Source organism: Yoonia sp. R2-816 (assembly GCF_046762905.1).
Classification (GTDB): domain Bacteria; phylum Pseudomonadota; class Alphaproteobacteria; order Rhodobacterales; family Rhodobacteraceae; genus Yoonia.
This window is the reverse complement of the sequence record NZ_JBKQXN010000138.1, coordinates 110819-123414: the sequence shown is the minus strand read 5'-3', so window position 1 is coordinate 123414 and position 12596 is coordinate 110819. Positions and strand designations below refer to the sequence as shown.

Annotated in this window: 18 protein-coding genes; all 18 read left to right on the top strand. The window is 58.5% G+C overall.

Annotation, left to right across the window (positions count from 1 at the left end):
• The first annotated feature begins 4 nt into the window (after window positions 1-4).
• The 18 genes from ACFWW2_RS04385 (at window position 5) to ACFWW2_RS04300 (ending at window position 12549) form a co-directional block, all read left to right on the top strand.
• The gene (locus ACFWW2_RS04385) at window positions 5-160 is read left to right on the top strand and encodes a hypothetical protein (RefSeq protein ID WP_393926519.1); all 156 of its coding nucleotides are present in this window, start codon (window positions 5-7) and stop codon (window positions 158-160) included.
• A 209-nt stretch (window positions 161-369) separates the two neighbouring features.
• Entirely contained in the window at window positions 370-693 is a 324-nt protein-coding gene (locus ACFWW2_RS04380; protein WP_393926518.1) for a hypothetical protein, read from the top strand.
• A gap of 402 nt (window positions 694-1095) precedes the next feature.
• Window positions 1096-2205 (top strand): NADH-quinone oxidoreductase subunit E, encoded by a 1110-nt coding sequence (locus ACFWW2_RS04375; protein WP_393926517.1) that lies wholly within the window; start codon window positions 1096-1098, stop codon window positions 2203-2205.
• A gap of 186 nt (window positions 2206-2391) precedes the next feature.
• Window positions 2392-3159, top strand: coding sequence for an NADH:ubiquinone oxidoreductase (locus ACFWW2_RS04370; protein WP_393926516.1), 768 nt, complete (start codon window positions 2392-2394; stop codon window positions 3157-3159).
• Window positions 3160-3171: 12 nt separating this feature from the next.
• Window positions 3172-3402, top strand: coding sequence for a DUF5337 domain-containing protein (locus ACFWW2_RS04365; RefSeq protein WP_393926515.1), 231 nt, complete (start codon window positions 3172-3174; stop codon window positions 3400-3402).
• Window positions 3402-4688, top strand: a complete 1287-nt coding sequence (nuoF, locus tag ACFWW2_RS04360) for an NADH-quinone oxidoreductase subunit NuoF (protein WP_393926514.1) — start codon at window positions 3402-3404, stop codon at window positions 4686-4688. The genes ACFWW2_RS04365 and nuoF overlap by 1 nt, the downstream gene beginning before the upstream one ends.
• A 2-nt stretch (window positions 4689-4690) precedes the next feature.
• A complete protein-coding gene (locus ACFWW2_RS04355; protein ID WP_393926513.1) occupies window positions 4691-5101 on the top strand; it encodes a hypothetical protein in 411 nt (136 codons plus the stop codon).
• 5 nt (window positions 5102-5106) lie between these two features.
• Window positions 5107-5340 carry a hypothetical protein gene (locus ACFWW2_RS04350; RefSeq protein WP_393926512.1) on the top strand — a complete coding sequence of 78 codons (234 nt, stop codon included), beginning with the start codon at window positions 5107-5109 and terminating at the stop codon, window positions 5338-5340.
• A 41-nt stretch (window positions 5341-5381) separates the two neighbouring features.
• A complete protein-coding gene (locus ACFWW2_RS04345) occupies window positions 5382-5834 on the top strand; it encodes a DUF3291 domain-containing protein (RefSeq protein ID WP_393926511.1) in 453 nt (150 codons plus the stop codon).
• Window positions 5831-6313 carry a DUF3291 domain-containing protein gene (locus ACFWW2_RS04340; protein WP_393926510.1) on the top strand — a complete coding sequence of 161 codons (483 nt, stop codon included), beginning with the start codon at window positions 5831-5833 and terminating at the stop codon, window positions 6311-6313. The genes ACFWW2_RS04345 and ACFWW2_RS04340 overlap by 4 nt, the downstream gene beginning before the upstream one ends.
• A gap of 88 nt (window positions 6314-6401) precedes the next feature.
• Complete coding sequence (locus ACFWW2_RS04335; protein ID WP_393926509.1) at window positions 6402-6809, top strand: DUF5333 domain-containing protein; 408 nt, start codon at window positions 6402-6404, stop codon at window positions 6807-6809.
• Window positions 6810-6947: 138 nt separating this feature from the next.
• Entirely contained in the window at window positions 6948-8963 is a 2016-nt protein-coding gene (gene nuoG / locus ACFWW2_RS04330; RefSeq protein ID WP_393926508.1) for an NADH-quinone oxidoreductase subunit NuoG, read from the top strand.
• Window positions 8964-8974: 11 nt separating this feature from the next.
• A complete protein-coding gene (nuoH, locus tag ACFWW2_RS04325; RefSeq protein ID WP_393926506.1) occupies window positions 8975-10015 on the top strand; it encodes an NADH-quinone oxidoreductase subunit NuoH in 1041 nt (346 codons plus the stop codon).
• Between the two features lies 1 nt (window position 10016).
• On the top strand, window positions 10017-10625 hold the full coding sequence (locus ACFWW2_RS04320; RefSeq protein WP_393926504.1) for a hypothetical protein: 609 nt from the start codon (window positions 10017-10019) through the stop codon (window positions 10623-10625).
• Window positions 10626-11120, top strand: a complete 495-nt coding sequence (gene nuoI / locus ACFWW2_RS04315) for an NADH-quinone oxidoreductase subunit NuoI (protein WP_393926502.1) — start codon at window positions 10626-10628, stop codon at window positions 11118-11120.
• Between the two features lie 12 nt (window positions 11121-11132).
• Window positions 11133-11552: a DUF4259 domain-containing protein gene (locus ACFWW2_RS04310; protein ID WP_393926500.1), complete on the top strand. Its 420-nt coding sequence runs from the start codon at window positions 11133-11135 to the stop codon at window positions 11550-11552.
• Window positions 11549-11947, top strand: a complete 399-nt coding sequence (locus ACFWW2_RS04305) for a carboxymuconolactone decarboxylase family protein (RefSeq protein WP_393926498.1) — start codon at window positions 11549-11551, stop codon at window positions 11945-11947. Before ACFWW2_RS04310 ends, ACFWW2_RS04305 begins: the two co-directional genes overlap by 4 nt.
• Entirely contained in the window at window positions 11944-12549 is a 606-nt protein-coding gene (locus ACFWW2_RS04300) for an NADH-quinone oxidoreductase subunit J (protein WP_393926496.1), read from the top strand. Before ACFWW2_RS04305 ends, ACFWW2_RS04300 begins: the two co-directional genes overlap by 4 nt.
• Window positions 12550-12596: the final 47 nt, after the last annotated feature.

The window sequence follows — 12596 nt, the reverse complement described above, 5'->3', positions numbered from 1 at the left end:
TGCCATGAGCGTTTATCTTGATCTTTGGCTATTGCTGTATGGCGCACTTGCTGGCGCTGGAGCTGTGTTGCTGGCCAAGGGCAGTAACCGGCTGATCAAGGGCACCGTGATTGGCGCGGTCATTGTGTTTCTTGCAAGCCTGCTGCGCGGTCTTCTTTAGGGCGTCGTCCGGAAAATCTGCAACGCAGATTTTCGCGGTGACAAGACAGGAGCAGCGTGCGCATCTGTCTTGAAATCAAAAATCTGATTCAGATTTTTGAGATTTCGCTTTGATCGGCACAAATCCTCGCGTTTCGTTTTCGCTGCTGGATATCCATGGGGCCGGGTCGTAAGGTCGGCGCAAAGCCGTTGTTCAATGAGGTGACCGTCATGATCCGTAAGCTTCCCATTCTTGCCTTTGTCGGCCTTGCTGCTTGCGCGGTGCCGGATTATCGCGGCGTGCCGGTTTTTGTACCTCCTCCGGAGCCCGAGCCGCCTACCGCGGTTATTCCGCTCTCTGCCAAGGAAAGGTTCCTGCGTGCGGCTGCCGAAAACGGATGTGAGGTGAACGCCCAGACCTCATCAGCGATTATGGCCAGCGCGACCTTGTCCAAGGACGATCTGGGCCGGGTGGTGCAGGATCTTCGCAACGAAGGTGGTGCCGAAGTGATTCCGGGCAGGGGGATTGCGGTGACTGCCGGGGCCTGCGCCTGATGATATTGGGCATCTGGCCTGCCATGATCCTGCTGAGCGGTGTGGCGACGAATGCGTTGCCGATGGCTGTTTTCGGGGTGACGACGGCGGCGGTGATGATGACAGGACTAAATTGACGAATGTTTGATCTGTCTGACTTGATCAGCACAATATCACTGCTTCTGATCGGGCCAAACCCGACCAACTGGATGTTCGGCTGGCTGGTCTATGGCGGTTTCGGTTTCGTTTTGACACCTTGAGCGATTTGCTGGCTGCAGCTTTCGCCTTTGGCGTGTTGGTTTGGCACGAAAACACTGCGCCGATGCCGTTGTCAAACGCGGCTGTACTGTGTAGTCGGGTGGCCAAAGGTGTACCCGGGGCTGGTCCCGGCTCGTCTGCCCATGTTTGCTAACTGAGGTCCCTATGCTGCGTCGTCTTCATCCTGATCAGCCTGACAGCTTTGCGTTCACCCCTGATAACCTCAAATGGGCCGAAGCGCAGATGAAGAAATTCCCCGAGGGTCGCCAGGCCTCGGCCATTATTCCGCTTTTGTGGCGGGCGCAGGAGCAGGAAGGCTGGCTGAGCCGTCCGGCGATTGAATACGTGGCGAATATGCTGGATCTGGCCTATATCCGCGCATTCGAGGTCGCATCGTTTTACTTCATGTTCCAACTGCAACCTGTTGGGTCGGTCGCCCATATTCAGGTATGCGGCACGTTGTCCTGCATGATCTGCGGGGCAGAGGAATTGATTGGGGTCTGTCAGGACAAGATTGCCGACAAGCCGCACACCTTGTCAGCCGATGGCAAGTTTTCATGGGAAGAGGTCGAATGCCTCGGGTCCTGTGCCAATGCCCCCATGGCCCAGATCGGCAAGGATTATTATGAGGATCTGACCGCCGCTCGTCTGGGTGAGATCATTGATGAACTGGCGGCTGGCAAGGTGCCCGTGCCCGGCCCGCAGAATGGCCGATTTGCGGCTGAGCCGCTGAAAGGCCTGACCAGCCTGCGCGGTCATGAAAGCGGCAAGACCCAATATAACGCCAGCGTTCAGGCCGCCGTGGAAATCGGCGATACGGTCAAGCGGATTGATGGCACAGAGGTGCCGCTGCTGACCCCTTGGATTGATGACGGCACGATCAAGACAAAGCCAAAGGCGAAACCGGCCAAGGCGAAAGAGCCCAAGCCCGCGGCGAACAAGCCTACTGACGAAACCGGCGTGACAAAGCAGCAGGCGAAAGCGAAATCTGCGGCAAAGCCGGTGTCCAAATCCCATCCTGATCCGACGATCGAAAAACAGCCCGAAACGCTGAGTGCGCCGCGCGATGGTGGTGCTGATGATCTGAAAAAGATCAGCGGTGTGGGCCCCAAGCTCGAAGGTGTGCTGAACGAGCTGGGGTTCTGGCATTTCGATCAGATCGCCAAATGGACCCCAGAAGAAATCGCATGGGTTGATAGCCGTCTGAAGTTCAAGGGCCGGATCGCCCGCGACAACTGGATGGCGCAGGCTGCAGAACTGGCCAAGAAGGGCTGACCGCCCAAAACCGTGACAGTTTTTCCCGCATCTTCCGCCTAACTGCCCCGGATCACACAAAATCTTTACGGTTTGGCATGGTTTCGGGTAGAGGTGATATGGGACCTCGGTGCGCTGCTGTCTGTGGGTGGTGACGCTGACGTCAAGAAGGCCGCGCTCACGGCCACCTGAGGGAGAAAAGACAAGATGAAAGATACAGCACCAAAAGGTTTGGGTATCATTGCCGTTGCGGCCCTGTTCGGGATCATCGCGGCGGGCGTTGCCTTTGTTCTTTATGACTATCAGTTTATCGGCGCCATATTCATTGGCGGCATCGTCGCCGCGATTACGGCAATTGTTTTGATGTTGGGTTGGCGTGAACCGGCACCGCGCGCCGAAACAGTCACCGCGCCGACAGCAGCCGCACCCACCGCATCGGCCGCTGCGCCAGAACCTGCTGCTGCGCCTGAAACGGTCGCCGCACCAGAGCCGGTCGCCGCGCCGGAACCGGCCGCCGCGCCAGAGCCCGCCGCCGCAGCGCCTGCCGCCAGCGATGAGCCCAAGGTGAAACCATCCGCGCCGCTGGCTGGCGAGGATGAGTTGGACGCCAAGAAAGGCGAATGGAAATACGAAGCCCCCAAGGATGAGGCCCCGGCTGCAACAAAGGCAGCAGCAGAACCGGCTGCCGCTGGCAAACCGGCCTTTCTGAGCGAGGCGCGTGAAGGCGGCCCCGATGACCTTAAGCAGATCAAGGGTGTCGGCAAGAAGCTGGAAGAAACTTTGCACGAGATGGGGATCTATCATTTTGACCAGATCGCGGAATGGGGTCCGGCGGAGCAGTCCTGGATGGATGATAACCTGAAGGGCTTTAAAGGCCGTGCCACCCGTGACAAATGGGTTGAACAGGCCAAGACACTGGCCGCAGGCGGTACGACCGAGTTTTCCAGCAAAGTGAAAAAGGGTGACGTCTACTGACGTCATTGACCCATGGCGCAACACGGTAACACCAGACAGGCCAAGGCAGGACAACGGGTCGCGTTGATCCTGGCCAGTGTTGGTGTTTTCTGGATATTGGTGACGCTGATCGGGGCAGAATATGGCTGGTCCAACCGGACCCGCGCGTTTTTTGACCTTGCAGCGCTCGCCGGTTTCGGGTTTGCGCTATGGCAGACATTTAGGCTCTGGCGTGCGCGCCAGGATGAAAAGGGCGGGAACTGATGCTCAAAGACCAAGACCGGATTTTTACCAACCTTTACGGGATGCATGACCGTACCCTTCGTGGCGCGCAGGAGCGTGGCCATTGGGATGGCACGGCGGACATCATCAAGAAGGGCCGGGACTGGATCGTCAATGAGATGAAGGCGTCCGGTCTGCGTGGTCGCGGCGGTGCTGGTTTTCCGACAGGGCTGAAATGGTCGTTCATGCCCAAGGAAAGTGATGGTCGCCCGGCCTATCTGGTTGTGAATGCTGACGAATCCGAGCCGGGCACCTGCAAGGATCGCGAGATCATGCGCCACGACCCGCACACGCTGGTCGAGGGCTGCCTCATTGCCAGTTTCGCGATGAATGCCCATGCCTGTTACATCTACATCCGGGGCGAATATATCCGCGAGAAAGAGGCACTGCAGGCGGCGATTGATGAGGCCTACGAGGCTGGTCTGGTCGGCAAGAATGCCGCCAAATCCGGGTGGGATTTCGACATTTACCTGACCCATGGCGCTGGCGCCTATATCTGTGGTGAGGAAACCGCGCTGCTGGAAAGCCTTGAGGGCAAGAAGGGCATGCCGCGGATGAAGCCGCCATTCCCGGCTGGTGCGGGGCTTTATGGCTGTCCGACCACCGTGAACAATGTTGAATCGATTGCCGTGGTGCCGACGATCCTGCGCCGCGGTGGCGACTGGTTTGCCGGGATGGGACGCCCGAATAATGCGGGCACCAAGCTGTTTGCCATTTCGGGTCATGTGAACAACCCCTGCGTTGTCGAGGAAGAGATGTCGATCCCGTTCGAGGAGCTGATCGAAAAGCACTGCGGTGGGATTCGCGGTGGCTGGGACAATCTAAAGGCGGTCATTCCGGGTGGCTCTTCGGTGCCGTGTGTCCGGGGCGAGAACATGCGTGATGCGATCATGGATTTCGATGCGCTCAAGGAAAAAGGGTCATCGCTGGGCACGGCTGCGGTGATCGTGATGGATAACTCCACCGATATGGTCAAGGCGATCTGGCGGCTGTCCAAATTCTACAAGCACGAAAGCTGCGGTCAGTGCACGCCATGTCGCGAAGGCACCGGCTGGATGATGCGCGTCATGGCGCGTTTGGTGAAAGGGGATGCATCCGTTGAAGAGATCGATATGCTTCTGGATGTGACCAAACAGGTTGAGGGCCACACGATCTGCGCCTTGGGCGATGCCGCCGCATGGCCGATCCAGGGCCTGATCAAGAATTTCCGGGACGAGATTGAGGACCGGATCAAGGATAAACGACTAGCAGGGATGGCAGCAGAATGATGATGCGTGCATTGACAATCGGGGCGGTTCTGACACTGGCCGCATGTGGGGCTGGCACGGGCGGTGCCCGGTCATTTGATGATCCGGCGGTACAGAAACTGTATAACCTGCCCACGCCGCAGTATTATGCCACACTGAAGATCGCCAATCAGGTTGCGCAGAATTGCGCGCGCTATCGCTATGACAGCGCCCTTGATCTGGAGGTCAACGAGCGCCGCAACGAGGTTGGCCGCGGGTCGCTGTCCGCGCTTGGGCTGCGCAACCAGATCGATCTGGAAACCGATGTCAGCCAGCGCAGTTTCAACGCCAAGCACGGTGTTGATATCGCCGGCGGCGACGATCTTTGCCCGGCGGCAGATGCCGAATATGCCGAAAACAGCGCGATGGCGGCGGTTCTGGTGCCGGTCAACTAGCACCGATGGCGTTTCGCAATATTCTGGACGGGGCCGCAAGTATTGGTGCGGCCCTTGTCACGATTGGGGTCTGCGGTGTGCCGGCCTGGTTTACGGTGCAGGCGGTGCGGGCCGATATTGCCCCGGTCTGGGCCTATGGTGCGGCGGGTGTGCTGGCGGCGATCGGTATTATTCTGACGCTGGCCTTTGGCCGCAAGGCCATGGCGGGCGTTGCCCCGACACGCCAACGGCGCCGGTGATGCAGGATGGGTTTTGGCCCATCCCCGTATGAGGATTGACCATGCATCTGGCTGAACTGAATATCGGACGATTGATTGCGCCCACGGATGATCCGAAGGTCGCCGAATTCATGGACAACCTTGAACGGATCAACGGGCTGGGCAAGCGGATGCCCGGTTTCGTGTGGATGATGGAAGCATCGGGCGAGCCTGGCCGGGGCAATACCGATGCCTGCATTGACGGCGATCCGCAATTTGTGGCGAACCTGTCGGTCTGGGAGACCCCGCAGCAGTTGGAGACCTTTGTTTTCAATACGTTGCATGACAAGTTCATGCGTCGCGGCAATGAATGGTTCGAAGATCTGGTGCAGATGCATTTCGTGATGTGGTGGGTGCCGGAAGGCACGCGCCCCACATTGGACGAGGCGATGGCAAAACTCGCCCATCGCGAAAAACACGGCGATACGGCCGACGCCTTTGGCTGGGACTGGTTGCGCGCCCAGGCCGCGCAATGACCCGCCATCTGGTCGAGTTCAACTTTGGCACCTTGCGTTATCCCTGGGGTGATCCGCGTATCGCGGGGTTTGAGGCCGCACTGGATCAGGTCAATGCCATCGCCGCCCGTAGTCCCGGGTTTATCTGGCGTATGCCGGATGACGCCATGGATGCGGCGCAGACGAACCCGGATGGACCGCTGGCGGACCGGCCCAATACCGCATCGACATTGTCGGTCTGGACCGGGGCCGCGCCGCTATACCGGTTTGTGACCAGAACCTTGCATGCCCGTATCATGGCGGGCCGCGCGCAGTGGTTTGTGCCCGGTGACAGCGGTTTTCTGGTCTGCTGGTGGGTGCCAGCGGACCATCGCCCTGACGTGGCTGAAGGTATGGCACGCTGGCGGCATCTGATGCAGGCAGGCGATACCTACGAAATCTTTGGCGGCAAGGGGTTGCAGCGCGCCGCGCTGGCGGAAACGGGCCAAAAAACCGGATAACGCGCCGCTGATATTGAATAGCGCGGCATCAGGCCCGATGTCATGCCAACGCAAAGGGCCCGCCCAAGTGGCCGACAGGAGAATGACGATGACCAAGACCCCAGCCTTTATCGCGGCACTTGCCGTCGCAACAGTGGCACTTGCAGGCAACCTGTCTGCGCAAACGGCGCTCAAGGATGAGATCCGCGTGCGGGACGGGATTGTTCATGTCGGTATGGCCTACGAGATTTCCGAGAAATGCAGCAGTATCCGCGCCCGCACCTTTCGCGGCATCAGTTTTCTGCAGGAGTTGAAGAATTACGCCCTGGAGCAGGGGTATTCAGAGGCCGAGGTAGAGGCCTATGTGAAAGACAAAGAGGAAGAACGTCGTCTGATCGGGATCGCCCGTTCGCAGCTCGCTCGCCTTGGTGTCGTTGAAGGTGATGAGGCCAGCTATTGCGCGGTGGGCCGTGATCAGATTGAACGCAACACGCGCGTTGGCTGGCTGCTGCGATAAGTCGCTGCGTGTAGGCTGAAATTTAACCTCTTTTTTGCCGATCAGACTGGCATCGCCCCCCATGTCGCGTTAGAACGCGGCAACGCGCAGCCACCGCAACGCGGGGCACTGCGCGATAGGGAACAAATAAGGCACGCCATGTCTGATCTGCGCAAAGTCATCATTGATGGGAATGAGGTCGAAGTTGACGGGGCTATGACCCTTATTCAGGCCTGCGAGGAAGCGGGCATCGAAATCCCCCGTTTCTGCTATCATGAGCGGCTTTCCATTGCCGGCAACTGCCGGATGTGTCTGGTTGAGGTTGTGGGCGGTCCGCCCAAGCCTGCCGCGTCCTGTGCCATGCAGGTCCGCGATCTGCGCCCCGGTCCCGAAGGCCAGCCGCCGGTCGTCAAGACCAACAGCCCCATGGTCAAGAAGGCCCGCGAGGGCGTCATGGAATTTCTGCTCATCAATCACCCGCTGGATTGCCCGATCTGCGATCAGGGTGGCGAATGCGATCTGCAGGATCAGGCGATGGCATACGGCGTTGATTTTTCCCGCTTCCGCGAACCCAAGCGCGCGACCGAGGATCTGGATCTGGGTCCGCTGGTTGAAACCCATATGACCCGCTGCATTTCCTGCACCCGTTGCGTACGCTTCACGACCGAGGTGGCAGGCATTCACCAGATGGGCCAGACCGGTCGGGGTGAGGATGCCGAGATTACATCTTATCTGGGCGAGACGCTGGACAGCAATTTGCAGGGCAATATCATTGATCTGTGCCCCGTGGGTGCACTGGTCTCAAAACCTTACGCCTTTACCGCCCGTCCGTGGGAGCTGACCAAGACCGAATCCATTGATGTGATGGATGCCCTTGGGTCAAACATCCGCGTCGATACCAAAGGCCGCGAAGTCATGCGTTTTCTGCCCCGTAACCATGATGGCGTGAACGAGGAATGGATTTCCGACAAGACACGTTTCGTCTGGGATGGCTTGCGCAAGCAGCGTCTGGACACACCCTATATCCGCGAGAACGGCAAGCTGCGTAAAGCAAGCTGGCCCGAAGCGTTGAACGCTGCTGCTGCTGCGATGAAAGGCAAGAAACTGGCCGGTCTGGTCGGTGATCTGGCCCCGGTGGAGGCTGCCTTTGCCCTGAAACAACTGATCGAAGGGCAGGGCGGTGTTGTTGAATGCCGCACTGATGGTGCCAAGCTGCCCGCTGGCAACCGGTCTGCCTATGTCGGTAACGCCACCATCGAAGATATCGACGACGCCCAGATGATCATGCTGATCGGCACCAACCCGCGTGATGAGGCACCGGTGCTGAACGCTCGTATTCGCAAGGCATGGCTGAAGGGGGCAAAGGTGGCCCGGATCGGCGAACTCGTTGATCTGACCTATGATGTTATCGACATTGGTACGGATCGCGCAGCGCTCGAAAACCTGGCAAATCAGGATCATTCCGACAAGCATGGCGTACGCGGTGTGATGATCGTGGGGCAAGGTGCGTTGAACGAGGCCGATGGCGAAGCGGTGCTGAGCCTGGCGATGAAGGCCGCAGAGGCCGCGCAATCGAAACTGATGATCCTGCATACCGCCGCCGGTCGCGTTGGCGCAATGGATGTGGGTGCGGTGGCCGAGGGTGGCATGGACGCGGTCAAGGATGCAGAGGTGATCTATAACCTTGGCGCGGATGAGGTGGATATCGCCCCCGGTCCGTTTGTGATCTATCAGGGCAGCCATGGTGATCGCGGCGCGCATCGCGCCGATATCATCCTGCCGTCTGCCGCCTACACGGAAGAAAACGGTCTGTTCGTGAATACCGAAGGCCGTCCGCAACTGGCCCTGCGCGCCAGTTTTCCGCCCGGTGAGGCCAAGGAAAACTGGGCGATCCTGCGGGCGCTCTCTGCCGAACTGGACGCGACACTGCCATTCGACAGCATGGCGCAGCTGCGTCAGGCGCTGGTTAAGGCACACCCGCATCTGGGCAAGATTGACGAAGTGGCCGAAAACGAATGGCAGCCAATCCCGGTCAAGAAACCGGGCAAGGCTAACTTCCGCAATGCGATCAGCGACTTTTACCTGACCAACCCGATTGCGCGCGCCTCCAGCCTGATGGCAGAGCTTAGCGCGAATGCAAAAGCGCGGGCCAATGCCCCTATGGCAGCCGAATAAGGGGCGAATAGATGGTTGAATTCTTTACCAATACCAACCTTGGCATTGTGCTTGTCATTCTGGGCCAGTGTCTGCTGGTGTTGATCCCGCTTTTGGTGGCACTCGCATTCCTGATGTATGCGGACCGTAAAGTCTGGGCTGCTGTTCAGATCCGCAAGGGGCCGAATGTTGTTGGTGCCTTTGGTCTGCTGCAAAGCTTTGCCGATTTTCTCAAATACATCGTGAAAGAGATTGTCGTGCCTGCGGGGGCCGACAAGTTCGTGTTCTTCCTTGCCCCGATGATCGCCTTTGTGCTGGCGGTGATTTCATGGGCGGTGATCCCGTTCAACGAAGGCTGGGTGCTGGCCGATATCAACGTGGCCATCCTGTATATCTTCGCTATTGGATCGCTTGAGGTTTACGGCGTGATCATGGGCGGCTGGGCCTCGAACTCCAAATATCCGTTCCTCGGCTCGCTGCGATCTGCGGCGCAGATGATTTCCTATGAGGTGTCGATCGGGTTGATCATCATCGGCGTTATCATTTCGACCGGGTCCATGAACCTGAGCGATATCGTCAGGGCGCAGGACGGAGGTGGCGGGTTGTTCAGCTGGTACTGGGTTGCGCATTTCCCGATGCTGTTCCTGTTCTTTATCAGCGCCTTGGCGGAAACCAACCGGCCCCCGTTTGATCTGCCAGAGGCGGAATCGGAACTGGTGGCGGGCTATCAGGTGGAATATTCATCGACCCCGTTCCTGCTGTTCATGATCGGCGAATTGATGGCCGTGGTGCTGATGTGCGCCCTAGTGTCGCTGCTGTTCTTGGGTGGCTGGCTATCGCCGGTGCCGTTCCTGCCCGACGGGATTTTCTGGATGATCCTGAAGATGGCGATGTGTTTCTTCATGTTCGCTATGGTCAAGGCGATCACACCCCGCTACCGCTATGACCAGCTGATGCGGATCGGCTGGAAAGTGTTCCTGCCGCTGTCGCTGGCCTGGGTGGTGATCGTGGCGTTCCTGGCGAAATACGAAGTGCTTGGCGGGTTCTGGGCCCGCTGGACGATGGGGGCGTGATGTGATCGGTCGGATCGCCATACCCGCTTTCGCCTTCATGGCGAACGCTGCCGTGGCCGCGGAGGAGGTGACGCATGCCGCTGTGGCTGACGCGCTCTGGGGGCAGGTCGAAGACGTTTGCGGTTCCGAGGCATTTGCTTACGAGGCGGCTTTCCCGGGGGTTTTCAAGAGTGACATTATTGAGAGCGGTCGCATCGAGCTTCCCCGTGATGGTGAAGGCTGGCCCATGTCGGCCGAAAACAAGCAAATTGTGGCCTATGTGATGGTGCAGGCGGCACAGGTGATTTCTGTTTTGCAGTATGAAGCAGCCATTAGGGAGTTTTTCGCGGATGGCGTTGCGATTGATGTAGCAACGCTTGAAAGAGCCAGGGCAGCAACTGATTTAGCGACCTGTTTGATGCCATTGGGTGATCGGTTTTCGACGTCCGAGGAAGAGGGTATCGCACTGCTTGCCCACCTGGTCACCAAAGATGTGATTTGCAAAAAATGGTTCGCGTTTTCGAATGAAACTCTCGCGACCCCTGTCGCGACCATGACCCAAGACGACTATGTTGTTTCGTGGATAGCTCTTGGTGAACGAACGATTCAGAGTTGCGAGGAGTCCAGCTAAATGACCCAAATCGACTACACCCGCGCCACCAAGTACTTTCTTTTGCAGGATTTCTGGTCTGCCTTCCGGCTGACGATGAAATACTTTTTTTCGCCCAAGGCGACACTGAACTATCCCCATGAGAAGGGCCCGCTAAGCCCCCGTTTCCGAGGCGAGCATGCGCTGCGTCGTTATCCCAATGGCGAAGAGCGCTGTATCGCGTGCAAGCTTTGCGAGGCGATCTGTCCAGCGCAGGCCATTACCATTGACGCGGAACCGCGCGATGATGGCAGCCGCCGCACCACCCGCTATGACATCGACATGACCAAATGCATCTATTGCGGTTTCTGTCAGGAGGCCTGCCCGGTTGATGCCATTGTCGAAGGTCCGAATTTCGAATTCAGCACCGAGACGCGGGAAGAGCTGTATTACGACAAGGCGAAACTGCTTGAAAACGGCGACCGTTGGGAGACCGAGATTGCGCGCAATCTCGAACTCGACGCGCCGTATCGGTAAGGGACGCGAAGAATGGGTGCCTGGGGCGTAGGATCACTGGATAATGACGGCAGCCTGGATTGGCTGGCTGATTTTGGCGATATGGGGGCCGCAGCGGCGGTTGAGGTTTTGGCTGCGACCGATGAAAGTCTGGCTGATGGCTATATCGATTCCGATGTTGGCAGCGGTGTTGTTGTGTTGGCTGAATTGCTGGCGGCGTCGCGGGGCAAGCCCAATCCGGCGCTGAATGACCAGATTGGCGAGGCTCTTGCCCGCCACAAGGCCGACCTGCTGGCGATTGATGATCTGAAGCTGCGCACCACTAAGGCGTTGGACGCCGTCTTGTCCGATGCCGAGACGTCAGAACTGTATGATCTGTGGGAAGAGTCGGGCGAATTCGACGCCTGGGCGGCACAGGTGCGCGAATTGCGCGCCCGATTGGAGGCCGCATGACGGACCAGAACCCCTTTGAAGCCATGATGAAAATGGGTCAGGACTGGGCCAAGGCGATGAACCCGGCGCTGGAATCCTTTACCCCAAAAGGGTTCGAGGCGCTTTTCCCGACCATGCCCAAGGACCTGATGGAAACCTTTATGGGCAAGGGGTTGAACCCGGAAGGGCTTGATGCCAAGACGCGCTTGCTGCTGACCCTTGCCGGGCTGACGGTACTGGGTGCGCAGGCTGAGGCGCAGATCAGGTTGACGGTGCGCCATCTGGTGGAGGCCGGGGCCACGAAACAGGAAATCGCCGAGACGATTGCCCAGATGGGCATGTTCGGCGGGGTGCCTGCCATGACCAAGGCCATGGAACTGGCCACCGAAGTGCTGGAAAAGGACGAGACGGAATGACAGTTTTCGCGTTCACCTTCTATCTGTTTGCGATCACCACCGTGGTGGGCGGGCTGTTTACGGTCGTTAGCCGCAACCCGGTGCATTCGGTTCTGTGGCTGATCCTGGCGTTTCTGTCATCGGCCGGGTTGTTCGTGACCCTGGGCGCCGAGTTTGTCGCGATGCTGCTGGTCATCGTCTATGTGGGCGCGGTCGCGGTACTGTTTTTGTTTGTGGTCATGATGCTGGACGTGGATTTCGCTGAACTGAAGGCCGAAATGACCAAATACCTGCCGCTGGCGCTGCTGATCGGTGTGGTGATCATCATGCAACTGGCCATCGCGTTCGGCGCATGGGGCTTTTCGGATGGGGTTGAGGGGCGCATCGCCGCCCCTGCCGGTGATCTGGATAATACCGCCGCCTTGGGCCTGCTGATCTATGACAAGTATATCCTGCTGTTCCAGCTGGCTGGTCTGATCCTGCTGGTGGCAATGATCGGAGCCATTGTGCTGACGCTGCGCCACCGAGTCGATATCAAGCGCCAGAACGTGCTGGAGCAGATGTACCGCGATCCGGCCAAGGCGATGGAGTTGCGCGACGTGAAGCCGGGGCAGGGGTTGTGATGGAAGATTTTTCGTTACGAAAAATCTTCCGGACTGAAGAAATTTTG

What these genes read in the sequence shown, in the direction of transcription:
- ACFWW2_RS04350 (WP_393926512.1), top strand. Translation starts at nt 5,107, where the DNA reads ATGGCGTTTCGCAATATTCTGGACGGGGCCGCAAGTATTGGTGCGGCC.
- ACFWW2_RS04370 (WP_393926516.1), top strand. Translation starts at nt 2,392, where the DNA reads ATGAAAGATACAGCACCAAAAGGTTTGGGTATCATTGCCGTTGCGGCC.
- ACFWW2_RS04340 (WP_393926510.1), top strand. Translation starts at nt 5,831, where the DNA reads ATGACCCGCCATCTGGTCGAGTTCAACTTTGGCACCTTGCGTTATCCC.
- ACFWW2_RS04365 (WP_393926515.1), top strand. Translation starts at nt 3,172, where the DNA reads ATGGCGCAACACGGTAACACCAGACAGGCCAAGGCAGGACAACGGGTC.
- nuoG (WP_393926508.1), top strand. Translation starts at nt 6,948, where the DNA reads ATGTCTGATCTGCGCAAAGTCATCATTGATGGGAATGAGGTCGAAGTT.
- ACFWW2_RS04375 (WP_393926517.1), top strand. Translation starts at nt 1,096, where the DNA reads ATGCTGCGTCGTCTTCATCCTGATCAGCCTGACAGCTTTGCGTTCACC.
- ACFWW2_RS04345 (WP_393926511.1), top strand. Translation starts at nt 5,382, where the DNA reads ATGCATCTGGCTGAACTGAATATCGGACGATTGATTGCGCCCACGGAT.
- ACFWW2_RS04335 (WP_393926509.1), top strand. Translation starts at nt 6,402, where the DNA reads ATGACCAAGACCCCAGCCTTTATCGCGGCACTTGCCGTCGCAACAGTG.
- ACFWW2_RS04310 (WP_393926500.1), top strand. Translation starts at nt 11,133, where the DNA reads ATGGGTGCCTGGGGCGTAGGATCACTGGATAATGACGGCAGCCTGGAT.
- ACFWW2_RS04355 (WP_393926513.1), top strand. Translation starts at nt 4,691, where the DNA reads ATGCGTGCATTGACAATCGGGGCGGTTCTGACACTGGCCGCATGTGGG.
- ACFWW2_RS04305 (WP_393926498.1), top strand. Translation starts at nt 11,549, where the DNA reads ATGACGGACCAGAACCCCTTTGAAGCCATGATGAAAATGGGTCAGGAC.
- ACFWW2_RS04300 (WP_393926496.1), top strand. Translation starts at nt 11,944, where the DNA reads ATGACAGTTTTCGCGTTCACCTTCTATCTGTTTGCGATCACCACCGTG.
- nuoF (WP_393926514.1), top strand. Translation starts at nt 3,402, where the DNA reads ATGCTCAAAGACCAAGACCGGATTTTTACCAACCTTTACGGGATGCAT.
- ACFWW2_RS04385 (WP_393926519.1), top strand. Translation starts at nt 5, where the DNA reads ATGAGCGTTTATCTTGATCTTTGGCTATTGCTGTATGGCGCACTTGCT.
- ACFWW2_RS04380 (WP_393926518.1), top strand. Translation starts at nt 370, where the DNA reads ATGATCCGTAAGCTTCCCATTCTTGCCTTTGTCGGCCTTGCTGCTTGC.
- nuoI (WP_393926502.1), top strand. Translation starts at nt 10,626, where the DNA reads ATGACCCAAATCGACTACACCCGCGCCACCAAGTACTTTCTTTTGCAG.
- nuoH (WP_393926506.1), top strand. Translation starts at nt 8,975, where the DNA reads ATGGTTGAATTCTTTACCAATACCAACCTTGGCATTGTGCTTGTCATT.